General features: G+C 68.7%; 23 protein-coding genes, 1 tRNA gene, 1 pseudogene and 1 riboswitch. Of the genes and pseudogenes, 11 read left to right on the top strand and 14 right to left on the bottom strand.

Features of this window, described 5'->3' with window-relative positions; genetic code table 11:
• Positions 1-130 precede the first annotated feature (130 nt).
• Positions 131-2764 (bottom strand): DEAD/DEAH box helicase, encoded by a 2634-nt coding sequence (locus tag ACE3Q2_RS10940; RefSeq protein ID WP_374474023.1) that lies wholly within the window; start codon positions 2762-2764, stop codon positions 131-133.
• Positions 2764-4281, bottom strand: coding sequence for a site-specific DNA-methyltransferase (locus ACE3Q2_RS10935; protein WP_374474022.1), 1518 nt, complete (start codon positions 4279-4281; stop codon positions 2764-2766). The genes ACE3Q2_RS10940 and ACE3Q2_RS10935 overlap by 1 nt, the downstream gene beginning before the upstream one ends.
• Positions 4282-4704: 423 nt before the next feature.
• Between ACE3Q2_RS10935 and ACE3Q2_RS10930 the strand changes: the two are divergent.
• Positions 4705-5399: pseudogene (locus ACE3Q2_RS10930) on the top strand (tRNA dihydrouridine synthase); the annotation flags it as partial.
• Here the strand turns inward: ACE3Q2_RS10930 and ACE3Q2_RS10925 are convergent.
• Positions 5345-6412, bottom strand: coding sequence for a metal-dependent hydrolase (locus tag ACE3Q2_RS10925; RefSeq protein ID WP_374474021.1), 1068 nt, complete (start codon positions 6410-6412; stop codon positions 5345-5347). The pseudogene ACE3Q2_RS10930 and the gene ACE3Q2_RS10925 overlap by 55 nt on opposite strands.
• 110 nt (positions 6413-6522) lie before the next feature.
• Between ACE3Q2_RS10925 and ACE3Q2_RS10920 the strand changes: the two genes are divergently transcribed.
• Positions 6523-7008 (top strand): DUF1203 domain-containing protein, encoded by a 486-nt coding sequence (locus ACE3Q2_RS10920; RefSeq protein ID WP_231696731.1) that lies wholly within the window; start codon positions 6523-6525, stop codon positions 7006-7008.
• Here ACE3Q2_RS10920 and ACE3Q2_RS10915 read toward each other — a convergent pair.
• From ACE3Q2_RS10915 to ACE3Q2_RS10905, 3 genes are all read right to left on the bottom strand, one after another.
• Positions 6996-7811 (bottom strand): UDP-2,3-diacylglucosamine diphosphatase, encoded by an 816-nt coding sequence (locus ACE3Q2_RS10915; RefSeq protein ID WP_231696732.1) that lies wholly within the window; start codon positions 7809-7811, stop codon positions 6996-6998. The genes ACE3Q2_RS10920 and ACE3Q2_RS10915 overlap by 13 nt on opposite strands.
• The gene (locus ACE3Q2_RS10910; protein ID WP_231696733.1) at positions 7808-9526 is read right to left on the bottom strand and encodes a GNAT family N-acyltransferase; all 1719 of its coding nucleotides are present in this window, start codon (positions 9524-9526) and stop codon (positions 7808-7810) included. Before ACE3Q2_RS10910 ends, ACE3Q2_RS10915 begins: the two co-directional genes overlap by 4 nt.
• Before the next feature lie 108 nt (positions 9527-9634).
• Positions 9635-10222, bottom strand: a complete 588-nt coding sequence (locus tag ACE3Q2_RS10905; RefSeq protein ID WP_374474020.1) for an OmpA family protein — start codon at positions 10220-10222, stop codon at positions 9635-9637.
• A gap of 184 nt (positions 10223-10406) precedes the next feature.
• Here ACE3Q2_RS10905 and metK point away from each other — a divergent pair, with 184 nt between their 5' ends.
• Positions 10407-11621 (top strand): methionine adenosyltransferase, encoded by a 1215-nt coding sequence (gene metK / locus ACE3Q2_RS10900; RefSeq protein ID WP_231696735.1) that lies wholly within the window; start codon positions 10407-10409, stop codon positions 11619-11621.
• 152 nt (positions 11622-11773) lie between these two features.
• Positions 11774-11864, top strand: a riboswitch (S-adenosyl-L-homocysteine riboswitch).
• 56 nt (positions 11865-11920) lie between these two features.
• Complete coding sequence (gene ahcY / locus ACE3Q2_RS10895) at positions 11921-13345, top strand: adenosylhomocysteinase (protein WP_231696736.1); 1425 nt, start codon at positions 11921-11923, stop codon at positions 13343-13345.
• 70 nt (positions 13346-13415) lie between these two features.
• Here ahcY and ACE3Q2_RS10890 read toward each other — a convergent pair whose 3' ends face one another.
• Positions 13416-13970 (bottom strand): DUF3228 family protein, encoded by a 555-nt coding sequence (locus ACE3Q2_RS10890; protein ID WP_231696737.1) that lies wholly within the window; start codon positions 13968-13970, stop codon positions 13416-13418.
• Positions 13971-14064: 94 nt separating this feature from the next.
• Here ACE3Q2_RS10890 and metF point away from each other — a divergent pair, with 94 nt between their 5' ends.
• Genes metF through ACE3Q2_RS10875 form a run of 3 tightly spaced genes read left to right on the top strand, consistent with a single transcriptional unit; the run spans position 14065 to position 16427 of the window.
• Complete coding sequence (gene metF, locus ACE3Q2_RS10885) at positions 14065-14889, top strand: methylenetetrahydrofolate reductase [NAD(P)H] (protein WP_231696738.1); 825 nt, start codon at positions 14065-14067, stop codon at positions 14887-14889.
• A gap of 22 nt (positions 14890-14911) precedes the next feature.
• On the top strand, positions 14912-15457 hold the full coding sequence (locus tag ACE3Q2_RS10880) for a DUF4124 domain-containing protein (RefSeq protein ID WP_374474019.1): 546 nt from the start codon (positions 14912-14914) through the stop codon (positions 15455-15457).
• A gap of 52 nt (positions 15458-15509) precedes the next feature.
• The gene (locus tag ACE3Q2_RS10875; RefSeq protein ID WP_231696740.1) at positions 15510-16427 is read left to right on the top strand and encodes a branched-chain amino acid transaminase; all 918 of its coding nucleotides are present in this window, start codon (positions 15510-15512) and stop codon (positions 16425-16427) included.
• A gap of 172 nt (positions 16428-16599) precedes the next feature.
• Here ACE3Q2_RS10875 and ACE3Q2_RS10870 read toward each other — a convergent pair whose 3' ends face one another.
• The 6 genes from ACE3Q2_RS10870 to ACE3Q2_RS10845 all read right to left on the bottom strand — a co-directional run bounded on the left by ACE3Q2_RS10870 (position 16600) and on the right by ACE3Q2_RS10845 (position 20793).
• Positions 16600-17886 (bottom strand): HAMP domain-containing sensor histidine kinase, encoded by a 1287-nt coding sequence (locus ACE3Q2_RS10870; RefSeq protein ID WP_231696741.1) that lies wholly within the window; start codon positions 17884-17886, stop codon positions 16600-16602.
• Positions 17887-17889: 3 nt separating this feature from the next.
• The gene (locus ACE3Q2_RS10865; protein WP_043803727.1) at positions 17890-18570 is read right to left on the bottom strand and encodes a response regulator transcription factor; all 681 of its coding nucleotides are present in this window, start codon (positions 18568-18570) and stop codon (positions 17890-17892) included.
• 3 nt (positions 18571-18573) lie between these two features.
• Positions 18574-19041, bottom strand: a complete 468-nt coding sequence (locus tag ACE3Q2_RS10860; protein WP_231696742.1) for a hypothetical protein — start codon at positions 19039-19041, stop codon at positions 18574-18576.
• 245 nt (positions 19042-19286) lie between these two features.
• Positions 19287-20210, bottom strand: a complete 924-nt coding sequence (gene rimK / locus ACE3Q2_RS10855) for a 30S ribosomal protein S6--L-glutamate ligase (RefSeq protein WP_231696743.1) — start codon at positions 20208-20210, stop codon at positions 19287-19289.
• On the bottom strand, positions 20207-20653 hold the full coding sequence (locus tag ACE3Q2_RS10850; protein WP_231696744.1) for a RimK/LysX family protein: 447 nt from the start codon (positions 20651-20653) through the stop codon (positions 20207-20209). Before ACE3Q2_RS10850 ends, rimK begins: the two co-directional genes overlap by 4 nt.
• A gap of 66 nt (positions 20654-20719) precedes the next feature.
• Positions 20720-20793 (bottom strand) — tRNA-Gly (locus ACE3Q2_RS10845).
• A 57-nt stretch (positions 20794-20850) separates the two neighbouring features.
• On the opposite strand from ACE3Q2_RS10845, the gene thiS reads away from it, so the two are divergent.
• The 4 genes from thiS to ACE3Q2_RS10825 all read left to right on the top strand — a co-directional run bounded on the left by thiS (position 20851) and on the right by ACE3Q2_RS10825 (position 24502).
• Positions 20851-21051, top strand: coding sequence for a sulfur carrier protein ThiS (thiS, locus tag ACE3Q2_RS10840; protein WP_231696745.1), 201 nt, complete (start codon positions 20851-20853; stop codon positions 21049-21051).
• 65 nt (positions 21052-21116) lie between these two features.
• Positions 21117-21920, top strand: coding sequence for a thiazole synthase (locus ACE3Q2_RS10835; RefSeq protein WP_374474018.1), 804 nt, complete (start codon positions 21117-21119; stop codon positions 21918-21920).
• Between the two features lie 13 nt (positions 21921-21933).
• Complete coding sequence (gene trmB / locus ACE3Q2_RS10830) at positions 21934-22647, top strand: tRNA (guanosine(46)-N7)-methyltransferase TrmB (protein ID WP_374474017.1); 714 nt, start codon at positions 21934-21936, stop codon at positions 22645-22647.
• A 16-nt stretch (positions 22648-22663) separates the two neighbouring features.
• Positions 22664-24502 (top strand): SLC13 family permease, encoded by a 1839-nt coding sequence (locus tag ACE3Q2_RS10825; RefSeq protein WP_231696748.1) that lies wholly within the window; start codon positions 22664-22666, stop codon positions 24500-24502.
• On the opposite strand, the gene ACE3Q2_RS10820 is transcribed toward ACE3Q2_RS10825, so the two are convergent.
• A complete protein-coding gene (locus ACE3Q2_RS10820) occupies positions 24499-24834 on the bottom strand; it encodes a Rieske (2Fe-2S) protein (protein ID WP_374474016.1) in 336 nt (111 codons plus the stop codon). The genes ACE3Q2_RS10825 and ACE3Q2_RS10820 overlap by 4 nt on opposite strands.
• Positions 24835-24849: the final 15 nt, after the last annotated feature.

Raw genomic sequence — 24849 nt, 5'->3', positions numbered from 1 at the left:
GCCCTGGTCAATTTTCAACGCGCAGGGATGGTCAATTTTGGGCGCGCATCAACACCAGACATGGCGGTGAATAGATAGGATTTGATGAGCGCCTATAGCAGCCCAAACAACTTTCGCACCCTGCCCATCATCACTCTACTCCGGCCCATATTGCCTTCTTAATCTGCTCCTCAATGCTCCACCCCTTCGGATGGACGCTCGCCGGCATGGCCATCAGGTAGATGCCCTTCCCCCGGGACGTCTTCTGCCAGAGCAGGCCCATGAGGTTCTTCTTCTTGCTGTCGTCGTTGCTTACGCGATCGCCGCCCTTATATTCGACAACGAGGACGCGGCCGTCGGTGAGCTTGGCCACGAAATCCGGGTAGGCGTTGTGGGGGTGGCCGGGGATCCAAAACTGGCGCTTGTCCAGGTTACGTACCCAGGTCTCCACCTCTGGCAGACTGTCGATCACCAGGGCGCAGTCATACTCCTCAGCGGTCTTGTTGCCACTGCGCTTGTGCGGGAGCTCGCCGGGGACGGCGTAGTAGTGCTTCTTCCATCGATGGGTCGACGGGCATAGCCACCGCTGCGGATAGCTGTTGGGATCGAACGCGAAGGCATGCGACATGGGCGCCTCGACCGGCGGCGCATCACCGAACATTACGTCCTGGTAGGTCGACTTGCTGGCCTCCTGGCGGGCCAGGCCAACCCGGGCGTGCAGCATACGGGCCAGGATGAACTTGCCCCGGACGAGTTGCTCCAAGGAGAAGCCCCGATCGAGCAGGGATTGCAGCCCCATTCGGATCCAGGCCAGCAGGCGCGGCTGCGGGATATCCAGGGCGCGGATCCGGCGATCGATGAACAAGGCGAGTTCGTCGATGGTCCAGGCCCCGGCCAGGCCCTTCATGTAGGCCACCTGGGGCTCTGGCGTCTCCTCCCATTCCACCGTGTCACCGTGGATGTCCAGAGAGAAAGTCTTAGTCGCCGGGTTGTAGGCGAAGGTCGACAGGTCAGCCGGATAGTCGTTGATGTCCCAGCCCTGCGCGTCGAGAAGAATGTCGGGGTCGATGTCGAGCAGCAAGGAGCCCTGGCGCAACAGCAAGCGCGGCACCTTGAACTCCACCTGGCGCGAGGCTGGGGTCGATTTGTAGTTGGCCCGGATGTTGTGCAGGTTGAGGCGCCGCTTGGCTTCGGCCCGCAGGCTACGGTCCAGCGTGGCCACGATGGCATCTTGGGTGGTCGTATCAATCGCACCCTTGATCGTGACCTCCACGCCAGGCTTGGCATCCCGTCGCGGCTCGATGATCACCCGCTCGCGGTCGGCGTCGGGAATTGAGGAGAGATCCGGTGCCTGGTCGAGCACCAGAACCGACACCTCTTCGAGCAAGCCGCCACCGCCCCCGTGTTTGAGATCCAAGTCGGGCTGGACGGCCTCAGCCGCCTCCACTGGATTGAACCCCATGGCTTCGAGCTCGTCGGTGAACTCCCGAGCGGCCTGGCCGTAGGAGGAGCTGACCACGTGCGAGTAGGCGCGGTTGAGCTCGGGATGCTTGCGCAGCCGCGCATAGGGCATGCGCAGCACGCGCCCCAGCAGCTGTTCAATCGCCGTGGCGCTCTTCTGCTGGGCCAAGGAGCACAGGACGTAGGCGAAGGAGCAATCCCAGCCTTCTTTCAGGGCGTCCTTGGTGATGATGACCCGCACCGGGCAGGTGGGGGAGAACAGATCAAGGCTCGCCGACAGCGGGCTTTCGCCCGTGGCGACCTCGATGTGGTCTTCCGGGATCAGCTCGTTCTCAATGAGGTGCTGGCGCACCACGTCCACCGTGGCCACGCCACCCTTGTTCTCGGCACGGATCAAGAGGATTGGGCGCACGTAGTCGGGGTTCTCGCCCGCGGCAATCTCTTCGAGATAGGCCCGGCGTTGCAGGGCCGCCTGCAAGCATTCCTCCCAACCGTCGTGATGCTCCTTCAAGATCACGGGCAGCTTGATCATGGCCTCGGCTTTGAGCTCGGAGGCCGAGACGCGCACCAGGATGTTCGAGGTCTTCACGTCCGGGGTGGCCGTGAGCTCGATGATGGCCGACGGCGACAGGCGCTCGTAAACGGTGTAGGCCAGGCCAGTGTTGGCGTTGTGGGCCTCGTCCGTGATGATCAGTGGGCGATGGATCCGCAGCAGGTTGGCAAACGAGAACTTGGGTTTGCCGGCCTCGATCAGATCCAGGCCCTCATGGCCCACCATGCCGATGAAGTGGGGTTCGAGGTCTTCCTTGTGGGCGTAAAAGTCCCGGATCTCGGTGTCGGCCACACGGGCCGTCGCCATGGTGCCGATGACCAGGCACAGGCCATCGGCAATGTCCGAGGGACGGATCATGCCGTTGTCGGCGATGTCGAAGACGTTGACCCGGCCCGAGAAGGCCTCATCGAGCTCGCGGCGATAGGGGTGGCGCGGATCCCGGAAGGCTTCGAGGGTCTGCTCCTTGATCTGACGTGACGGCACCAGCCACAGAACCACGGGAAACTCGCGGCCTAGGTAAGTTTCGGCTGCCCGGATGATGTGGGCACCCAGCACCGTCTTGCCGCCGCCCGTGGGGATGCGCAGGCAGACGTAGGGCACGGGGCTCAGGCTCGTGAGGACTTCGCCGGCATCGTTGGTGATGAGGCGGTAGTCCTCGCCAGGGGTGTCCACGGTGGCAGCAAAGGCGGCCCCAGGCTCGGAGACCTTGGCCCGGTCCAGGAACTGACGCAGAGCGTCGACGGCGCGTCGCTGGTAGGTTTTCAGCTCCATTAGCGTGCCTTGATGTCGTAGGGGGTCTGGCGGAACACGATCTTGTGCTGGCGCATCCGCTCCTCGTTGATCCGGCTCGCCTCGCCGTAGACCACACAAGGGCCGTCATGATCGGGGAGCTCGGACAGCAGCTTCCAGGTCAGGACGTTGCCGCCATCGGGGCGCTTGTCGCCCAAGATCCCGTTGTAGAGCAAGTAATAGGCCACGCCCTCATGCACGCCGAGCAGCGGGGACTTCATGGCGCGACTGGCCCGGGCCGTGCCCGTTTCGGCGAACCAGACGTGAGCAGCCAGGTGCTCGAAGCTGATCTCAGGGTTGATCTGGCCCTGATCGTCGAACACCGGCGCGCCGAGCTTGTAGTAGCGGAAGCCACCGCCACCCTCCCAGCCAACATCCTTCGAGATGCCGCCTTGCTCGCCGTCCACGACCTTCTTCATGCGCGGCACGCAGTGAGTGTCGGCATGGTCGCCCATCTCGATGCCGATCCAGCGCCGCCCCATCTTGTGGGCCACAGCGGCTGTGGTGCCTGAGCCGAGGAAGCTGTCGAGGACGAGATCGCCCGGGTTGGTGGCGATCAAAAGAATCCGCTCGATAAGTCTCTCTGGCTTAGGAGTCTCGAACGTGTTGCTGCCGAACAGCAGTTGTCCCTCTTTCTGTGCTTCATCGGTATGCCCGGCGTCTTCGTGCTCCCACCAAGTGTTAGGAACTATGCCTGGGGCTTCGTTGAGAAACTGCTTAAAGGACGGTGCGCCGTCGCCAGACTTGCCGAAGTAGGCTAGCCCAGCCTCTACGAGTTGTAGCCATTGGTCCTCGGTGCGCGCCCAGTGTCGCCCGGGAGGTGGCTTGCGGATTTTTCCAGTCGGTGTGGTGATCGGATATTCGAGGTTCGCTCGAACCCCGGGTGCGTCGAATGGAATCGCGCGCCAAGCACCTCTGGGATCGTTGTCCGGGTTCTTATACTGTGCCGCCTGAGCTGGTGACCGAGGAAGTTTGTTCCTCACGGATTTCCATTTCTCAGCGCTCTTGGCGTAGACAAAAATGAAGTTGTGGGACAACGACAAGCTGGTGTCGTTCGATCGGGAGTATCTGCTTTCCCAGCATATTGTTGCGATGAAATTCTTTCGTCCGAAGACCTCATCGGCCATCACCTTGAAGTAATGCGCCTCGTTGTCGTCCAGCGTGATCCAGATCGATCCATCCTCGGCGAGGAGGCGCTTTAACAGTTGCAGGCGCGGATACATCATCGAGAGCCACTGACTGTGCTCGATGTTGTCGTCGTAGTGGTCGGAGATCGCGCTGCGGGTGTTGTAGGGCGGATCTATGAAGATGCACTTCACCTGGCCGCCGTAGTAGGGCAGGAGCGATTTCAGGGCGTCGAGGTTGTCGCCCTTGATCAGCATGTTGGGGCTGTCCGGCTCCCCGTAACTGTGCTTCTGGATCGGTTCGAGGAGGCGGTAGGGGACCTGGGCCGCTTGGGCCACATCCTGATGTCGATCAAGCCACTCCAACCAAGGCATCTCTTACTCCCCAAACCAGTCCCCGGATTATGCCCGGGTGTTTACCGTGACCAAAGGTGGTCTCAGAAACTGGGACGAGATGGAGGCTAACCCCCGCCCCTGCACACTCGGGCGCCCTCGCCCACTACAGCCCCCAAACTTGTGGCTGAGCAGCGGAGGCGAGTCTTTGCCTGTTGCGCCAGCTCCTCGTTTGCTGGTCTCAGAGGACTGAAGCCTCCCCCGATTGAATTGCCAATGGACTAACAGCGGAAGATGCGTCCTGTGCCGACAGGAAACGGCGTCCCGCGTCGGTAACCATGGACATCACCGGCCGATTTGGCGCCAAATGTCGGGTACAACCATGGACATTGCGGAAACCCCCTCAAAGCCTGCTCTCATGGGCCCAAGACCAACGTCCATGGTCCGCCACCTATCCCGTACTCGGCCAAGAAGGTATGCAACGCCTGGGCCGGCTCGGCGCTGATGCGCGACGAGGACCTGGTGGCGCGCATCCTGGCCGCCGTGGTGGCGGCGGTGGACGTGCCGGTGACGCTGAAGATCCGCACCGGCTGGGCGGCGGACCAGAAGAACGCGCTGCGCATCGCCCGCCTCGCCGAAGACAGCGGCATCGCCGCGCTGGCCATCCACGGCCGCACCCGCGACCAGCACTACACCGGCCTGGCCGAGTACGACACCATCGCCGAGGTGAAGGCCGCGCTGCGCATCCCGGTGCTGGCCAACGGCGACATCGATTCACCGGAGAAGGCCGCTTTCGTGCTGCGCCACACCGGCGCCGACGCGGTGATGATCGGCCGCGCCGCCCAGGGCCGGCCCTGGATCTTCCGCGAGTTGGCGCACTACCTGGCCACCGGCGAACACCTGCCGCCACCCACGCTGGCCGAGGTGCGTGACGTGCTGCTGGGCCACCTGGCGCACCTGCACGCCTTCTACGGCGAGGAATCGGCGTGCGCATCGCCCGCAAGCACCTGGGCTGGTACGCGAAGGACCGCCCCGAGAACGCCGCCTTCCGCGCGGTGGTGAACCGCGCCGAAAGCGCCGAGGCGCAGCTGCGCCTGACCCGCGATTATTTCGACGCGCTGGAAGCCGGCGCGGCTTCGGACTTCGCCTCGGCCGCCTGAAGCCCGGCTTCGGGCTGCACCCAGATCCGCTCCCACATCTGCGCCAACCGGCGCCGCGCTTCCCAGGGCCAGGCGGCCTGCTGCGGGCGCACCTCGCGCCAGCCCTCGCCGGCGCGCTCGGCCACGATGAAGCGGAAGCTGTAGTCGGGCTCGGCGCCCATGCGCAGGTCGGACAGCACGGCCTGGCCGTCGCGTTCCTCGGCCTTCATGAAGCCGTGGTTGAACCAAAGGAGTCGCCGCACCGCAGGGAGTTCGGCGACACCCTCGAGCACGCGCCCGTCGGACGAATACTCGCGGAACACCATTGGCCCCTCGTCCGCCACCAGCGAACGTTCGCCCTCGAGGAACCCGTCCGGCGTCATCACCACCACGCGCCACAGCAGCGTGTTGAACGGCATGGGCACCGAGAAGCGCGGCGCGTCCTGCAGCCCGCGCGCGGCGAGCGCCTTCTCGGCGGTGCGCTCCACCATGGCCTTGGCCGCGAGCGACCAGCCCAGGTACGCCGTGCTCAGCGCCAGCCCAAGCACCAGCGCGCGCCGTGCCGACGCCATCGACGGCCGCCACAGCGCGAATACGCAGGCCAGCAACAGCGGCAGCGTGTACAGCGGGTCGATGATGAACACGCTCGACCACATCGCCGGCGAGGGCGGCAGCGGCCACCACAGCTGGGTGCCGTACACGGTGAAGGCGTCGAGCAGCGGGTGCGTCACCAGCGCCAGCGTGATGGCCCAGTACCAGCGCTGGGGCGCCTCGGCCACGCGGCCGCCGGCGCGCTTGAACAGCCACCACAGCAGCGCCGCGAATGGCAGCAGCACCAGCAGCGAATGCGAGGGCCCGCGGTGCCAGGTCATGTTGGTGACCGGGTCCAGGCCCAGGAACCACATGGGCACCGAGTCGAGGTCGGGCAGCGTGCCCAGTGCGGCGCCGGCGGCGAGCGCGGCACGGCGGTGGGCGGCGGGGGCGATGGCGGCCGCGACGGCGCCGCCCAGGACGATCTGGCTGAGGGAATCCATGGCCCCGATGCTAACCGGGCAACGGGTTGTCGCCACGTGAGGCGCAAGAATCGGATAGCGGCGTGCCCCGGCGGCGCGGAGCATGGCACCACCCCCAAACGGAGCACCCCATGGACATCCGCATCCGCGGCCTCGACCCCGCCCCCTTCCACGCCCTGTTCGAAGCCGGCCCCGACGAACTGGCCGCGCGCCGCGCCGTCGTGCGCGTCGCCGACAAGGCCCCCGGCTTCCCCTGCCGCGCCACGCTCGACGACGCCCTGCCCGGCGAAACCGTGCTGCTGGTGAATTACACCCACCAGGACGCCGAAACGCCCTTCCATTCCGCCCACGCCGTGTACTTCCGCCTCGCCGCGCACGCGCCCTACGACGAGGTGAACCAGGTGCCGCCGGCGCTGGCCCGCCGCACGCTGTCGCTGCGCGCCTTCGACGCCGAGGGCTGGCTGCGGGGCTTCCGGCTGGTGCCGGGCACGGAAATGCTGGACGCCGCGCGCGAGCTGCTGGCCGACCCGCGCGCCGCCTACCTGCACGCGCACTACGCCGGCGCGGGCTGCTACGCCGCCTGGGTCGGCCGCGCCGACACCGCTCAGGCCGCCTGAGCCAGCCGCGGGGTCGCCGCCACCGGCGCGCGGCCCGGCAGGCGGCCCAGCTCGGCGCCGTCGTGGCGCAGCAGCACCAGGTCGCCGGCGGCGTCTTCGGCCAGGGCGCTCAGGCTTTCCACCCAGTCGCCGTCGTTGGCGTACACCAGACCGTCCACCTCGCGCAGCGCCGCGCGGTGGATGTGCCCGCAGACGATGCCGTCCAGGCCGCGCCGGCGCGCGTCGCCGAGGCCCGCGTGCACGAAGCGTTCGATGTAGCGCTCGGCTGCCCCGCTTTGCGACTTCAGGAAATCCGCCAGCGACCAGTAGCGCAGGCCCAGCTTGCGGCGCGCGAGGTTGGTGAGCCGGTTGCCGGCCAGGATGCGGTCGTAGAGCCAGTCGCCGAAGCGCTCCTGGAAGTTGCCGAAGTGGGTGACGGCGTCGTAGTCGTCGCCGTGCGTCACCAGCAGGCGGCGGCCGTCGCGCAGGACGTGGATGGCGCGGCGGCGCACCTGCATGTTCGGCAGCATCAGCCCGCAGAACCGGCGGATGGGGCGGTCGTGGTTGCCGGGCACGTACACCAGCTCGGTGCCGGCGCGCGCCAGTTCGTGCAGGCATTCCACCACCCGGTGCTGGTCGGCGCCCCAGGCGGCGCGGCGCTGGGCCAGCCACCACAGGTCGACGATGTCGCCCACCAGGTAAAGGCGGCGCGCCTGCAGGCCGTCGAGGAAGGCGGCCAGTTCGGCGGCGTGGCAGTTCTTCGAGCCCAGGTGCACGTCGGAAACGAACACTGCGCGGTGCCGCGCCACCGCCGCCGCGCTCACGCCACCTCCGGCGTGGCCAGGGCCGGCTCGCCGCCGCCCAGGTAGCGCTGGCGCTTGCGTGGCTGCACGCGGGCCAGGTCGAGTTCGATCAGGCCGTCCACGGAATGATTGAAGTCCGGGTCCACGCCGAAGGCCAGGAAACGCGCGCCGCCCGGTTCGCACAGCTCGGTGTACTGCTTGTAGAGCGTGGGCACGCGGGTGCCCAGCGCGCCGAGGTTGGCCTTGAGCACGCGGAAGGCGTCGTCGGCGCCCAGCTCGCCGAAACACGGCGGCGTGGCCAGGAAGCGAAAGGGACGATTGGCCTCGGCGTCCCCGGCGGCGCCGAAGTAGCGCGAGTAATACGCCACCAGCTGTTCGCGCGCGGCCACCGGCAGGTCGGCGCTGATCGACACCGGCCCGAACAGGTAGCGCACCCCTGGCTGCGTGCGCAGGTAGGCGCCGATGCCCAGCCACAGGTAGTCCAGGCTGCGGCTGCCCTGGTAGGCCGGCGCCACGAAGCTGCGGCCCAGCTCCATGCCCTGCAGCAGCCGCGGCAGCAGGTGGCAGGGGTAGGTGAACAGCGAAGCGGTGTAGAAGCCCTCCATCCCGCGCTCGGCGTACACGCGCTCGCCCGGCGCCACGCGGTAGGCGCCGGCGATCTCCAGCGCCTCGCCGTCCCAGAGCACGATGTGGTCGTACCAGGTGTCGTAGGCGTCCAGGTCCAGGCGCTTGCCGGTGCCCTCGCCCACCGCGCGGAAGGTGAGTTCGCGCAGTCGGCCGATTTCCCGCAGCAGCGGCGAATCGGCGGCCAGCGGCCCGGCGTGGATGCGCTTGCCGTCGGGCGTGCGGCCCAGCAGCGGCAGCCTGGCCAGCTCGCGCACCAGCAGGCGGCGGTCGACGGCGTGGACGAGGGGCTCCGGGGCATCGTTGGCGGGCTCTTGCCGCGAGCCGATGCCCGCCAGGGCCTGGCGCACCCGCCGCAGCGCCGTGGCATCCGGCTCGCCGGCCTCGATGCGCTGCGCCTGGCCGACGCGCAGGTGGACGCGGCTGCCGCGGCGCGAGAAAAGCTCGCGCGGCAGCAGCGCCGTGGCCGCGGCCTTGTGCAGGGCGGACACGCCGTAGAACAGCGCCGAGTTGCGCGCCTGCACCCGCACCGGCAGCACCGGCGCGCCGCTGCCCTTGGCGAAGCGCAGGAAGCCGCGGCGCCAGCGGCCGTCGCGCACGCCGCGCCAGCCCAGGCGCGAGACTTCCCCGGCCGGGAAGACGATCACGCACTGCTCCTTCGCCAGCGCCTCCTCGACGGCGCGCAGCGACTCCGGCGTGGGCCGGCCGCCCAGGATGCGCAGCGGCAGCATCAGCTCGCGCAGCGGCGTCACCGCCGCCAGCAGGTCGTTGGCCAGCACGCGCACGTCCGGGCGCACGCTGCCCACCAGGTGCAACAGGGCCAGCGCGTCGAGCGCGCCGCAGGGGTGGTTGGCGACGATCAGCAGGCGCCCGGTTTCGGGGATGCGCTCGCGCTCGACCTGGTCGACGGTGTAGCGCACGTCCAGGTAGCGCAGCGCCACTTCGACGAAGGCCAGTCCGCGCAGGTGCCCGTGGGTTTCGAGGAAGTCGGCCGCCTCGGGCAGGCGCGACCACCGCCCGAAGCCGCGCACCAGCGGCCCGACCAGGCGGGCGCGGCGGCCGTTGAACCAGCGGGGAAAACGTTCGGCGAGCTGGGCCTGGAAGTCACGCATGCGGGCATCCGGCGGTGGCGATGCCGCGCAGCTTGGCGGCACCGCCTTTCAGGCCGGTGAATCGCAGGCGTCAAACGCGTGACAGGCCCGGGCGCCCCGGCCCGGGGTTCAACGCGCGGCGACGGCCTCGACGAAGTCGATCACCAGCGCCACGCGGCGGTTGGCGAGGCCCTCGTCGCCCCAGGCGCCGGGGCGGATCTGGCGGTTGTCCACCTCGCCGTAGCTCACGGCGCGAACTTGCTCGGCCGACAGGCCCTGGCTCACCAGGAAATCGCGCACGGCGTCGGCGCGGCGCTGGCCCAGGCGCTGGTTGAAGCTGGCGGAGCCGGCCGGGTCGGTGAAGCCCTCGATGGTCACCACCACGCCGTCGTGGTGTTCGGCCAGGGTCTTGGCGAAGTCGGCCAGCATGGGCTTGTCGGCCTCGCGCACCTCGGCCTTGCCGTACTCGAAGTGGGCGGTGGTTTCGACGTGCAGGCGGCCCTCGAACCGGGCGATGCGGGCGTCGTACTGGCTGAAGCGTTCCTCCAGGCTGGCCTGGAGCTGGTCGATGCGCTCGGACTGGGCCTGGTCGGCGGCGCGCAGTTCGGCGACGGTGGCGTCGAAGTCCTCGCGCTTGACGTAGCTGGCGCAGCCGACGAGGCCCGACAGGGCCAGGGCGACGACGAGGGGACGGACGGGAAGCGACAGGGTTCGCATGCGGGTTTTCTCCTCATGTGGCCGGGGGTGGCAGGCCGACCCTAACCCCATCCGTCCGCCGGGCCAAGCGCGGGGCTTAACAAATGGGCAACACCGGGGAGCGCAGGATGCACCCCGGGTCCGGGGGGTGTATTATTCGCGCCCCCACCCATCCTTTCATCTCAATCAAGGGATATAAGCGACGATGTCCAGCTACCTCTTCACCTCCGAGTCGGTCTCCGAAGGCCACCCGGACAAGATGGCCGACCAGATCTCCGATGCGGTGCTGGACGCGATCCTGACCCAGGACCCGAAGGCCCGCGTGGCCTGCGAAACCCTGGTCAAGACGGGCGCGGCCATCGTCGCCGGCGAGATCACCACCACCGCCTGGGTCGACATCGAGGCGCTGGCGCGCGGCGTCATCAACGACATCGGCTACGACAACTCGAACGTCGGCTTCGACGGCCACACCTGCGCCATCATCAACATGATTGGCAAGCAGTCGCCCGACATCAACCAGGGCGTCGACCGCAAGAAGCCCGAGGAACAGGGCGCCGGCGACCAGGGCCTGATGTTCGGCTACGCCTGCAACGAGGCGCCGGAATTCATGCCGGCCGCCATCTACTACTCGCACCGCCTGGTCGAGCAGCAGGCCAAGGTGCGCAAGAACGGCAAGCTCAAGTGGCTGCGCCCGGACGCCAAGAGCCAGGTGACCCTGCGCTACGAGAACGACAAGATCGTCGGCCTCGACGCCGTGGTGCTGTCCACGCAGCACGACCCGGGCATGAAGCACAAGGACATCGTCGCGGGCGTGATGAAGCACATCCTCGAGCCGGTGCTGCCGAAGGCGTGGCTGAAGGCGCTGCCGAAGTCGAAGATCCACATCAACCCGACCGGCAACTTCGTGATCGGCGGCCCGGTGGGCGACGCCGGCCTGACCGGCCGCAAGATCATCGTCGACACCTACGGCGGCATGGCCCGCCACGGCGGCGGCGCGTTCAGCGGCAAGGACCCGTCGAAGGTGGACCGTTCGGCCGCCTACGCCGCGCGCTACGTGGCCAAGAACATCGTGGCCGCCGGCCTGGCCGACAAGTGCGAAGTGCAGGTTTCCTACGCCATCGGCGTGGCCGAGCCGACCTCGATCTCGGTCACCACCTTCGGCACCGGCAAGATCAGCGACGAGAAGATCGAGAAGCTGATCCGCGCCCACTTCGACCTGCGCCCGTACGGCATCACCAAGATGCTGGACCTGCTGCACCCGATCTACCGCCTCACCGCCAGCTACGGCCACTTCGGCCGCAAGCCCTTCGAAGTGACCTACACCGACGGCAAGGGCAAGAAGCACAAGGCCACCGCCTTCTCCTGGGAGAAGACGGACAAGGCCGAAGCCCTGCGCAAGGCGGCTGGCCTCAAGAAGTAATGCTCCACCTCCCTCTCCCTCAGGGAGAGGGCCGGGGAGAGGGCAAACGGGCCGCGGAAGCGGCCCGTTTCCTTTCAAGGCCACCGACCGGCCGAATTCATCCCCCCATCGCGAACAGGCGATACAATGTGCGCCGGCCCGCGAGGGCCCACCCCGCCGAGGGGCGCTGCAAGCCCGGCCCGCGCAACGCGGGCAAGGGATCAGGCTCGGCGAAGGTTCCAATTGCAACCGCGCCCGTTAACGTGCGACCCCCGTGGCCCCTGCCCGGCCGGCGTCGCCAACCAACGGAGCTATACCCAATGAACGCTGTCGTTAACCTCAAGCACGACTACAAGGTCGCCGACCTGTCCCTGGCCGACTGGGGCCGCAAGGAAATCGACATCGCCGAGCAGGAAATGCCGGGCCTGATGTCCATCCGCAAGAAGTACGCCGCCGCCCAGCCGCTCAAGGGGGTGCGCGTCACCGGCTCGCTGCACATGACCATCCAGACGGCCGTGCTGATCGAGACCCTGAAGGACCTCGGCGCCGACGTGCGCTGGGCCTCGTGCAACATCTTCTCCACCCAGGACCACGCCGCGGCGGCCATCGCCAAGTCGGGCACCCCGGTGTTCGCCTGGAAGGGCGAGACGCTGGAAGAGTACTGGGACTGCACCCTGGACGCCGTGAGCTTCCCGGGCGGCAAGGGCCCGCAGCTGGTCGTCGACGACGGCGGCGACGTGACCCTGCTGATCCACAAGGGCTACGAGCTCGAGCAGGGCGACACCACCTGGGTGAACTCGCCCTCGGGTTCGCATGAGGAACAGGTCATCAAGGACCTGCTCAAGCGCGTCGCCAAGGAGCGCCCGGGCTTCTGGACCACCGTGGTGAAGGACTGGAAGGGCGTCTCGGAAGAGACCACCACCGGCGTGCACCGCCTGTACCAGATGCTCGAGGCCGGCAAGCTGCTGGTCCCGGCCATCAACGTCAATGACTCGGTCACCAAGTCGAAGTTCGACAACCTCTACGGCTGCCGCGAGTCGCTGGCCGACGGCCTCAAGCGCGCCATGGACGTGATGCTGGCCGGCAAGGTGGCCGTGGTCTGCGGCTACGGCGACGTCGGCAAGGGCTCGGCCCACTCGCTGCGCGCCTACGGCTGCCGCGTGGTGGTGACCGAGATCGACCCGATCAACGCCCTGCAGGCCGCGATGGAAGGCTTCGAGGTCAACACGGTTGAAAACACCCTGGGCCGCGGCGACATCTACGTCACCACCACCGGCAACAAGGACGTGCTGACGCTCGAGCACATGCAGGCCATGAAGGACCAGGCCATCGTGTGCAACATCGGCCACTTCGACAACGAGATCCAGGTCGACCGCCTGAACAATTCCGGCGCCACCCGCCTGAACATCAAGCCGCAGGTGGACAAGTACACCTTCGCCAACGGCAACTCGATCTTCCTGCTGGCCGAGGGCCGCCTGGTGAACCTGGGCTGCGCCACCGGCCACCCGAGCTTCGTGATGTCGAACTCCTTCGCCAACCAGACCCTGGCGCAGATCGACCTGTGGGCCAACAAGGACACCTACGAGGCCAAGGTCTACATCCTGCCCAAGAAGCTGGACGAGGAAGTGGCGCGCCTGCACCTCGAGAAGATCGGCGTGAAGCTCACCACCCTGACCGACGCGCAGGCGGCCTACCTGGGCGTGCCGGTGGAAGGCCCGTACAAGCCGGACCACTACCGCTACTGATCCATCGCGTCATCGCACCAATGGACGGGCGCCTTCGGGCGCCCGTTTCTTTTTGGCCGTGGCAAAAACCCTACCGCCAGTTCGCGTGGGCCGACCAGAACGCCGCGGCACGGCGGTAGGCTTCGCGGTCCAGCGGCACGCCGCTGCCGCCCTCTTCCACGCCCAGGGCGTTGCGCATCATGGTGATGGGCACCATGGGGATTTCTTCCGGCGCCATCGTGTACAGGCAGCCCACGATGCCCCAGTCGGCGGTGATGGGCGTGCCCTCCTTCGCCATCTGTTCGCGGCTGTAGAGGATGGGCACAAGGTAGTTGGCCACCGGCGGTTCCAGGCCTTCGAACCAGCGCACCAGCACGGGCAGCTCGTCCGGCGTGCGGGCCTCGTAGGCGCTGCGCAGCAGGTGCCGGTTCTCGTCGGTGATGGCGACCGCCGAGCACTTGGTCGAGGTCCAGTTCCGGTGCGCGTGCAATCGGCAGAAGTCGGCGTAGCCGGGCAGCACGCGCTCGGGCGGCTCGGCGTTGAGCCGCTCCACGAACTGCGCGGGGCTGATGTCCTGGATGGCGGTGCGGCGGCCGTCGCCTGGGAACAGGCGCCGGCGGGCGAAATCGGTCAGTTCGATGCTCATCCCCCGATTGTCGGCCAGGCGGCTGTCCGGAAACCACTTCTCTTTCATCCGGATGAAGCGATATGATGCGGGGAACCGCCGGCCGGACCCCGCCATGACCCAGCTCTCCTTCGAGTTCTACCCGCCCAAGAACGACGAGCAGCGGGCCCAGCTCGACCGCACCGTGCGCAAGCTCAAGGCGCACCAGCCCGAATTCGTCTCGGTCACCTTCGGCGCCGGCGGCTCCACGCTCAGCTACACGCCGGAAACCGTGCGCAGCCTGCGCCAGGACCACGGCCTCAACGGCGTGCCGCACTTGAGCTGCATGGGCGGCACTCGCGCCGAGCTGCGCGAGCTGCTCAACCTCTACCGCGCGCTGGGCTGCAACCGCATCGTGGCCCTGCGCGGCGACCTGCCCTCGGGCATGGCGCGCGCCGGCGACTTCCGCTACGCCGCCGACCTGGTCGCCTTCATCCGCGAGGAACACGGCGACCACTTCCGCATCGAAGTGGGCTGCTACCCGGAATTCCACCCGCAGGCCGAGGACGCCCTGGCCGACCTGCGCCACTTCAAGGCCAAGGTGGACGCCGGCGCCGACAGCGCCATCACCCAGTACTTCTTCAACGCCGACGCCTACTTCCGCTTCGTCGACGAAGTGCGCGCGGCGGGCGTGGCCATCCCGGTCATCCCCGGCATCATGCCGATCTCGAACTTCAGCCAGCTGCGGCGCTTCTCCGAGGCCTGCGGCGCCGAGATCCCGCGCTGGATGGCCCGGCGCATGCAGGCCTACGGCGACGACGCCGAGGCGATCCGCGAATTCGCCGCCGACGCGGTGGCGGCCATGTGCCGGCGCCTGCTCGAAGGCGGCGCGCCCGAGTTGCACTTCTACACGCTGAACCTGGCCAAGCCCACCGAGGCCGTGCTCTCGCGCCTGCGCTGAGTTTGGCGCTAGGCTGCGGGCCATGCCCCGCCTGGCCCCACTCTTTCTGCTGCTCCTGCTGCTGGCTCCCGCCGCGCAGGCGCAGGCCGTGCATCGCTGCGTGGACCCGCAGGGCCGCAGCGTCTTCAGCGACCAGCCCTGCGCCAGCCAGCAGGCGCGCCCGCGCGAAGCGCCCAAGCCACCCGCCGCCAGCGCCCAAGGCTTTGCGTCGGGCACCGGCACCACCGCGCCGGGCTGCGCGCGCACGCCCGAGGCGCTGCTCGAAGGCGTGCGCGGTGCACTCGAGGCCCGCGACGTGAACCGCCTGGCCACCCACTACCACTGGGCCGGCACCGGCGCCCGCGCCGGGCGCTACCTCATGGACGAACTCGAGGCCATCGCCGCGCGCCCGCTGGCCACGGCCGAGCTGGCCTGGGACACGCCGCCCGACGAAGCCGCCGCCGGCGCACCGCCTGCCCCGCCTTCCCGCCTGCGCATCGAACAATTCGGCGCCAGCGGGGCCGCCGGCGCCGTCCGCACCGAATTCATGCTGCGCCGCCACGCCGGCTGCTGGTGGATCGAACTCTGACGCGGGGCGCGGGCGAACCGGTAAAATGGCGGCTTCCCCCAGGAGCCCCGCCATGACCCAGCGCTACCCCGACCACATCTGGCACAACGGCCAGATCAAGCCCTGGGCCGAGGCCACCGTGCACGTGATGGCGCACGGCCTGCACTATGGCTCCTCGGTGTTCGAAGGCATCCGCAGCTACCCCACGCCGAACGGCCAGGCCATCTTCCGGCTCACCGACCACCTCAAGCGCCTGTTCGCCTCGGCGCGCATCTACGAGATGGCCATGCCCTACGACCTGGCCACGCTGGCCCAGGGCTGCCGCGACGTGATCAGGGCCAACGGGCTCGAGCGCGCCTACCTGCGCCCCATCGCCTACCGCGGCCTCGGCGGCTTCGGCCTCTCGGCCGACACGCCCACCGACGTGGCCATCGCGGCCTGGCACATGGGCCCCTACCTCGGCCCGGGCGTGCTGGAAACCGGCATCGACGCCTGCGTGTCGAGCTGGCAGCGCTTCGCGCCCAACACCATCCCGGCCGGCGCCAAGGCCGGCGGCAACTACCTCAGCGGCCAGCTGGTGGCGCGGGAAGCGCGCCGCCTGGGCTTCGGCGAGGGCATCGCGCTGGCCTCCACCGGCCTGCTCAGCGAAGGCGCGGGCGAGAACCTATTCCTGGTGATCGACGGCGCCCTGCACACCACGCCGGTCAGCGCGGCGCTGCTCAACGGCATCACCCGCAACACCCTCATCACGCTGGCCAAGGCCAACGGCATCGAAGTGGTGGAGCGCGACCTGCCGCGCGAATACCTGTACCTGTGCGACGAGCTCTTCATGTGCGGCACCGCCGCCGAGATCACGCCCATCCGCAGCGTCGACGGCCGCCAGGTCGGCGAAGGCAAGCCCGGCCCGCTCACCCGCCGCATCCAGGACCTCTTCTTCGGCCTCTTCGACGGCCGCACGCCCGACAAACACGGCTGGCTCGAGTACGTGTGAGATTCATTTCTGATCACGGATCAGAGCGGATGAACACGGATTTTCACGGATAGGGCAAAAGCGACCTGATGGGTTTGGCCGCAGGCTGCGAACTCGCCGCGAACCCATCCGATTTCGCTTTATCCGTGTAAATCCGCGTTCATCCGCTCTTATCCGTGGCAAAAAGCCCCTGCTACGCACTCGCGACAAACCGCAGGATGGCCACGGCGCCGCGCTCGGGCCGGGGCGCGATGCTCACTTCCCAGCCGTAGAGTTCGCACAGGCGGCGCACGATGGACAGGCCGATGCCGCCACCCACGGTGCCGCCGGCGCCGGAGCCACGGTAGCCGCGTTCGAACAGGCGCGCGGCGTCCTCCGCGCTCAGGCCCGGGCCGGTGTCCTCGATGCGCACCTGGCCGGCTTCCACCACCAAACGCACCTCGCCTTCGGCGGTGTACTTGCAGGCGTTGCCCAGCAGGTTGCCCAGGGCCACGGCCAGCACGGCTTCCGGCGCCTCCACGCGCGCCTCGGCGTCGCCTTCCACCAGCACTTCCACCGGCTTGCCGCCCAGCTGGGTGCGCGCCGCCTCGGCCAGCTGCTGCGACAGCCGCAGCAGCGGCGTGTGGCCGGTGCCGCGTTCATTGCGCGAAAGCATCAGCAGCGCGGTGGTGAGGTCGGTGCACTGCTGGGCCGCGCGGTCGATGCGCAGCAGGCGCTGGCGCGTTTTTTCCGGCAGGTCGGGGTTGGCCAGCAGCAGCTCGGTGGCGCCTCGGATCACCGCCAGCGGCGTGCGCAGCTCGTGGCTCACGTCGGAATTGAATTCGCGGTCGCGCTTGACCAGGGTGGTCATGCGCTCGGCGTAATCGTCCAGCGCGGCGGCCAGCTGGCCCACTTCGTCCTGGGCGAAATGCGGCGCCAGCTTCTCGGGGCGCTCGCGGCCGGCCAGGCCTTCCAGCCGCCGCGCCAGTTCGGTGACGGGGCTGATCACGCGCTTGCTCGACCACACGCCGATCACCAGCGAGAGGATGGAGAACAGCGCCACCACGCCCACCAGCGCGTAGGTCAGCTGCTGCTGGCTGGCACGTTCCTGGGCGATGTCGTAACTCAGGAAGAACCAGTGCCCGGCGTCCTTCTTCACCGCCAGCTTGTAGGTTCGCGACTTGCCGTTGGCGTCGGTTTCGGTGATCTCGTGGACGCCGTCGGGCAGGTCGCGCCAGTTGAAGGGCACGTTGCCGAAGCGACGCTCGCTGTAGACGATGCCCTTGATCTTCTCGAAGGCCAGGCCGCCGGACCCTTCCGGGTCGCGGTAGAACTGCTCGGCGTAGTCGGCCACGTTCTGGAACAGCGCCTCGCCGATCAGCTGGTCCTCCAGCTGTTCGCGCAGCAGCACCGTGGCCACGGCGAACAGGCCCGTGAGCCCGAAGCCGAGCAGGAAGAAGGAAAGGATGATCCGGCTGCGAAGCCTACGCCGGTAGCGCATGGCTCAGCCCGCGTCGGGGTCGGCGATCCGGTAGCCGATGCCGTGGCGGGTCTGGATCAGGGCCTTGGGAAAAGGCTTGTCCACCGCGGCGCGCAGGCCGTGGATGTGCACGCGCAGGGAGTCGCTGTCGGGCAGCTCTTCGCCCCAGACGCGGGTTTCGAGCTCCTGGCGGGTGACCACCGAGGGCGAGGACTCCATCAGCGACTGCAGGATCTTGAGCGCGGTGGGGTTGAGCTGCAGCAGCTTGCCGCCGCGGCGCACCTCGAGCGTGTCGAGGTTGTATTCGAGGTCGGCCACGTTGAGCACGCGCGGCTGCGCGGCCTTGCCGCGCCTGGCCAGGACGGCCAGGCGGGCTTCCACTTCCTGCAGCGCGAACGGCTTGACGAGGTAGTCGTCGGCGCCGGACTCGAAGCCTTCCAGCTTGTTGTCCAGCGAGTCGCGCGCGGTGAGCATGAGCACCGGGGTCTGCTTGCGGCCTTCCTGGCGCAGCTTGCGGCAGACCTCCAGGCCATCCATGCCCGGCAGGTTCAGGTCCAGGACGATGGCATCGAAGTCGTTGACGACGGCAAGGTGCAGGCCGGTCACGCCATCCGCGGCGTAATCCACCGTGTGGCCGCGGTCCTCGAGGTAATCCCCGAGGTTGGCGGCGATGTCACGGTTGTCCTCGACGACCAGGATGCGCATGGGTCAGTTCTTGACCGGACCGATGCCGTTCATCACGTTGCGCTGCAGGTGGTCCTGGTCGGCTTCCATGCGGCGGCGGCGCTCGGCGACCGTCTGGCACTTGGTGGTGCGGCGGTGGCTGCCGGTGGCGCGGCTGTTGTCGCAGACCAGGCGGCTGTCGGCCTTGGCCTGGGTCAGGATGGTGTTGATCAGTTCCTGGTCGTTGAAGATCTCCACCTTGGCCGGTTCGCCCAGGGTGTCGATCGAATCCACGCCCTCGAGGCGGGCCGAGATGCGCTCGAGCGTCTCGCGCACCTTGGCGCGGTCGGAGGCGCTGATCTCGGCGTAGGTCTTGCCGTCGGCCAGGTCCTGCTCGATCTCGGCGCGCTGGGCAGCGAAGTCACCCTCGGCGAGGGCCAGCTGGGCCTCCTGGGCGGCGAACGCGAACATCGGGGTGGCGGCCAGCAGGAACGCAATCAGGGTCTTCTTCATTGCTTGTTCTCCAAGGTGCGGCTTCGTGGGGGTGAAGTTCCGATTCTTACCACACGTGAAAGCCATGTAAAGCGGACAAAGAAAGGCCCGGGGAGGCACTCGCTGGCGCCTGGCCCGGGCCGAAAGGTTGCTTACTGCCCCGATTGCCGTAATCCGCATGATGCCGCCCTGACGAGGAGGACCGAGCAGGCTTACTGGCCCGGCAAGCCTAGGCGGGGCGGTATTAAGACCCCGTTAAATCCGCTTCAGGCTTTGGTTAAAGCCGACCGGCGGCGGGACGGGGCCCTGGCGGGCCGGCGGACCCCGGCCACGGTGTAGTCGATGATGGCGCCCGCCACGTCGACCCCGGTGGCCCCTTCGATGCCCTCCAGGCCCGGGGAAGAGTTCACCTCGAGCACCAATGGACCCTTTTTTGACCTGAGCAGGTCCACGCCTGCAACGCCAAGCCCCATCACCCGGGCGGCGCGCAGGGCGGTGGCGGTTTCGGCCTCGTCGAGCTCCACGGCCACGGCCGTACCGCCGCGGTGCAGGTTCGAACGGAACTCGCCCTCCCCCGCCTGGCGGCGCATGGCGGCCACCACCCGGTCGCCCACCACGAAGCAGCGCAGGTCGGCGCCCTTGGCCTCGGCGATGAACTCCTGCACCAGGAAGTTGGCGTACAGGCCACGGAAGGCCTCGGTGACCGAGCGCGAGGCGCTGGCGGTTTCGGCCAGGATGACGCCGGCGCCCTGGGTGCCCTCGTTGAGCTTGATCACGTGCGGCGGCTTGCCGAGCATGCCCAGCAGGTCGGTGGTGTCGTCGGGGTTGTCGCCGAACACGGTGAGCGGCAGGCCCAGGCCTTCGCCGGCCAGCATCTGGTGGCAGCGCAGCTTGTCGCGCGAACGCAGGATGGCGTCGGAGGGGTTGGGGCTGTAGCTGCCCATCAGCTCGAACTGGCGCAGCACCGCGGTGCCGTAGAAGCTGACCGAGGCGCCCACGCGCGGGATCACCGCGTGGATGCCCGAAAGCTCCTTGCCCTTGTAGCGCATGTGGAACTTGCCCGGCGCGATGGACAGGTAGCAGCGCAGCGGGTCGAGCACGCGCACGGTGTGGCGGCGCTCGCGCGCGGCCTCGACCAGGCGCTGGGTCGAATAGAGCTTGGCGTTGCGGGACAGGATGGCGAGTTTCACGGCGAGGCGTCCGGGGGCGTTTCGCCCTGAAGGAAGGAGCTGGCGGGGTCCACCAGGAAACGCCCGGCCAGCGCGGTGCGGCCGAGCAGCATGGGGAAGAGCATGTTGCGCCGCTGTGTCAGGTTCACTTCGGCGTCCCACTCCAGGCCGGCCAGGCGCAGCCGGGTGAGGATGAAGATGCGCTCGGTGCGGTGGCCGCCCGAATCGGTCACCGGGCGGCGGTCGAGCACCGGTGCCTCGGCGGCCACGGGTGGCGCGTCGTAGCGGCCGGTGTCGAGCACGAAGCGCACGTGTTCGACGCCGTCGCGCACGAAGACCTGCTGGTCCTCGACGTGCAGCGCCGAAGTGCGCGCGCCGGTGTCCACCTTCGCGCGCACCGCGCCGATGCCGAGGTCGGGCAAGGACAGCCATTCGCGCCAGCCGAGGCGGACGGGATGCGGCATGGCGTCCTCCATGGCGGGGCGTGGCCCCAAGGAAGACGGCGGCACGCGGCCGCCGTCGGGAAAATGTGGAGCGGGTGATGGGAATCGAACCCACGTTAGCAGCTTGGGAAGCTGCAGTTCTACCATTGAACTACACCCGCGTCGGCCCGGATTATGCCGGCCGGCCGGGCCGGGCCGCAACGCGATAAAATGCGGCCATGCGCATCCTGCTCAACGGCGAAGAACACCAGGTCCCGGCCCACGCGACGGTGGCCGACCTGCTCGAACTCAGCGGCCACGGCGGCCGCAAGGTGGCGGTCGAGGTCAACCTCGAAGTCGTGCCCCGCAGCCAGCACGGCAGCCGGGCGCTCGCCGAGGGCGACCGCGTCGAGATCATCCACGCCATCGGCGGCGGGTGAGATTTCGCTGAACCCGGTCTTAAAAAAGGGTTAACCCGCCCGGCGAATCGGGCCATAATCCGGGCATGACCGCCGCCACCGACCCCCGGCCCGCCGATCCGCTGGTGATCGCCGGCAAGACCTATCGTTCCCGCCTGCTCACCGGCACCGGCAAGTTCACCGGCCTCGAGCAGACGCGCCTGGCCACCGAGGCCGCCGGCGCCGAGATCGTCACCGTCGCCATCCGCCGCAGCAACATCGGCCAGAACCCCGGCGAGCCGAACCTGCTCGACGTGCTGCCGCCGGACCGCTACACCATCCTGCCCAACACCGCCGGCTGCTACACCGCCGACGACGCCGTGCGCACCTGCCGGCTGGCGCGCGAACTGCTCGACGGCCACAAGCTGGTGAAGCTCGAGGTGCTGGGCGACCAGCGCACGCTCTACCCCGACGTGGTGCAGACGCTCCGGGCCGCCGAGATCCTGGTGGCCGACGGCTTCGACGTGATGGTCTACACCTCCGACGACCCCATCCTGGCCAGGCGCCTCGAGGAGATCGGCTGCGTGGCGGTGATGCCGCTGGCCGCGCCGATCGGCTCGGGCCTGGGCGTGCAGAACCGCTGGTCCATCCTCGAGATCGTCGAGAACGCCAAGGTGCCCGTGCTGGTGGACGCCGGCGTGGGCACCGCCTCCGACGCCGCCATCGCCATGGAGCTCGGCTGCGACGGCGTGCTGATGAACACCGCCATCGCCGGCGCGAAGGATCCGGTGCTCATGGCCAGCGCCATGCGCAAGGCGGTGGAGGCCGGCCGCGAGGCCTTCCTGGCCGGCCGCATTCCCAAGAAGCGCCACGCCAACGCCTCCTCGCCCCTCGACGGGCACTTCCTCTGAGGGCGCGGCGGGCATGACCGGAACGCACGACGACACCCCTCCGGACAGCGCCCCGCGGCACCGCCCCATCCGCAGCTTCGTGCTGCGCCAGGGCCGGCAGACCGAGGCGCAGAAGCGGGCCTTCGAACTGCACTGGCCGGCGTACGGGCTGGAGTACCGCGGTGAACCGCAGGCCTTCGGAACGATCTTCGGTCGGTCGGCCCCGCTGGTCATGGAAATTGGCTTCGGCAACGGCGAACAACTGCTGTTCGCCTGCGAGCGCGAGCCCGCGCGCGACTTCATCGGCGTCGAGGTGCACGGCCCCGGCGTGGGCCGCCTGCTCAACGCCGCCACGGCCGCGAACCTGCGCAACCTGCGTGTGTACCAGCATGACGCCGTGGAAGTGCTGCGCGACGACGTGGCGCCCGGCGCGCTCGACGAGGTGCGCATCTACTTCCCCGACCCCTGGCACAAGAAGCGCCACCACAAGCGCCGGCTGGTGCAGCCCGCGTTCGTGGACCTGCTGTGCCAGCGGCTCAGGCCCGGCGGCCTGCTGCACGTGGCCACGGACTGGGAGGGTTATGCCGAACACCTGTGGGACGTGCTCGACGCCGAACCGCGCCTGCGCAACCGGGCCGGCCCGCGCGGCACGCTGCCCCGGCCGGAGTGGCGGCGGCAGACGCACTTCGAAACCCGCGGCCTGAAGCTGGGCCACGGCGTCTGGGACCTGCTCTACGACCGCACCTGAGGACCCCCGCCCGCGCATGGACACCAGCCTGGCCCTGACCCGCGACATGATGCTCGTGCTGGGGCTGGTCGGCTTCACCATCGCGATGTTCATGTTCGAGCGCATCCGCGCCGACGCCACCGCGCTGGTGGTGCTGGTGGTGCTGGGGCTCACCGGCCTGGTGCCGGCCGACCAGCTCTTCGACGGCTTCTCGGGCAACGCCGTCATCGCCGTCATCGCCACCATGATCCTGGGCGCCGGGCTCGACCGCACCGGCGCGCTCAACCGCGTGGCCGTGTGGCTGCTGCGGGTGTCGCGCGGCATGGAGGAACGGCTGATCCTGCTCACTTCGGCGCTGGCCGGCCTGATGTCGGGCTTCATGCAGAACCCGTCGGTGATGGCGCTGTTCCTGCCGGTGGCTTCGCGCCTGTCGGGCCGCACCGGCCTGTCCATCGCGCGCCTGCTGCTGCCGGTGGCGGCCGCCATCGTGATGGGCGGCGGCCTGACCATGATCGGCAACTCGCCGCTGATCGTGCTCAACGACCTGCTGGTGGCCGCCAACCGCAACCTGCCCTCGGGTGCGGCCACGCTGGAGCCACTGGAGATGTTCGCGCCGCTGCCGGTGGGCCTGGCGCTGCTGCTGCTGGGCCTGGGCTACTGGCGCTGGCTGGGCCAGCGCTGGCTGGGCAACGCCGAGGACAAGGGCGTGGCGCCCAGCCGCACGCAGAGCTATTTCGCGCGTGCCTACGGCATCGACGGCGACGTGTACGAGCTCACCGTCACCGCCGAAAGCCCGCTGGTGGGCATGAGCGTGGGCGAGGCCGAGGCGCAGCGCGACGCGCCGCTGCTGCTGGCCCTGCTCAGCGGCAACGAGGCGCGGCTGGCGCCGCCGGCCGACCAGATGATCTGGGTGGGCAGCGTGCTGGGCGTGATGGGCCCGCGCGAGGCCATCCAGGACTACGCGCAGAAGAACCTGCTGCGCCTGTCGGCGCGCCTGCGCCACTTCGCCGACCTGTTCAACCCCAGCCGCTCGGGCATTTCCGAGGCGGTGATCCCGCCCACCTCGGCCTTCATCGGCAAGGCGCAGTTCCAGCTGCAGCTGCGCAAGCGCTTCGGCATCAGCCTGCTGGCGATCAACCGCGACAACCAGGTCTGGCGCGAGGACATCCGCCGCATGCCGCTCAAGGCCGGCGACATGCTGGTCTTCCACAGCATCTGGACCGACCTGGCCCAGGCCAGCGAAAGCCGCGACTTCGTCGTGGTCACCGACTACCCCAAGGGCGAACACCGTCCGCAGAAGCTGTGGTGGGCCGTGGGCGTGTTCACCGCGGCCATGGCGCTGGCGCTGAGCACCCTGGTGCCGGTGCCGATCGCGCTGATGGCCGGCGCCGCCTGCATGATGCTGGCCGGCGTGCTGAACATGGACGAGGCCTACGCCGCGGTGAGCTGGAAGACCGTGTTCCTGATGGCCTGCCTGATCCCGCTGGGCTGGGCCATGGACTCCACCGGCGCGGCGGCGTGGCTGGCCCAGCAGGTGCTCGAGCGCATCGGCAGCGACGTGCCGATCTGGGTGCTGGAAGCGGCCATCGGCCTGCTGGCCACATCCTTCGCCCTGGTCATCGGCAACGTCGGCGCCACCGTCGTCGTGGTGCCCATGGCCATCAACGTGGCGCTGGCCGCGGGTGGCAACCCGCTGGCCTTCGCGCTCATCGTGGCGCTGTCGGCCTCGAACAATTTCCTGAGCGTGTCCAACCCGGTGCTGGCCATGGTGACCGGCCCGGCGGGCTACCGTTCGCGCGACCTGTGGCGCACCGGCGGGCCGCTGACGCTGGCCTACCTGGCGGTGGTGCTGGTGGTGGTGAACCTGATGTTCTAGGCGGCGGCGACCACGACCGCCACCGCCGTGAGCGACGCGCCGCGGCAAGGCCCGGCGACGCATTCGCCGGCCCCCAGTTCGAAGCTGGCGCCATGCGCGGCGCAGACCAGCCGGCCCTGGTCCACCAGGAACTTGCCCGGCGCCCAGTCAAGCCGCCGGCCCGCGTGCGGGCAGATGTTGAGCCAGGCCTTGAGCGAATCGCCGGCGCGCAGCAGCACGAGCGACTGGCGCTCGCCGTCGAGTTCGACTTCGGTTTCCGACAACCCTTCCGGCGGCCAGGCGGCCAGCCGGATTAACGAACCGCTTACACTTTCCACGCGGCGCCTCGCCATACTCCGGTTCCCGTA

The sequence above is a fragment of the Arenimonas sp. genome (assembly GCF_041913985.1).
In the GTDB taxonomy this organism is placed as follows: domain Bacteria; phylum Pseudomonadota; class Gammaproteobacteria; order Xanthomonadales; family Xanthomonadaceae; genus Arenimonas.
This window is presented reverse-complemented; position numbering and strand designations above follow the sequence as displayed.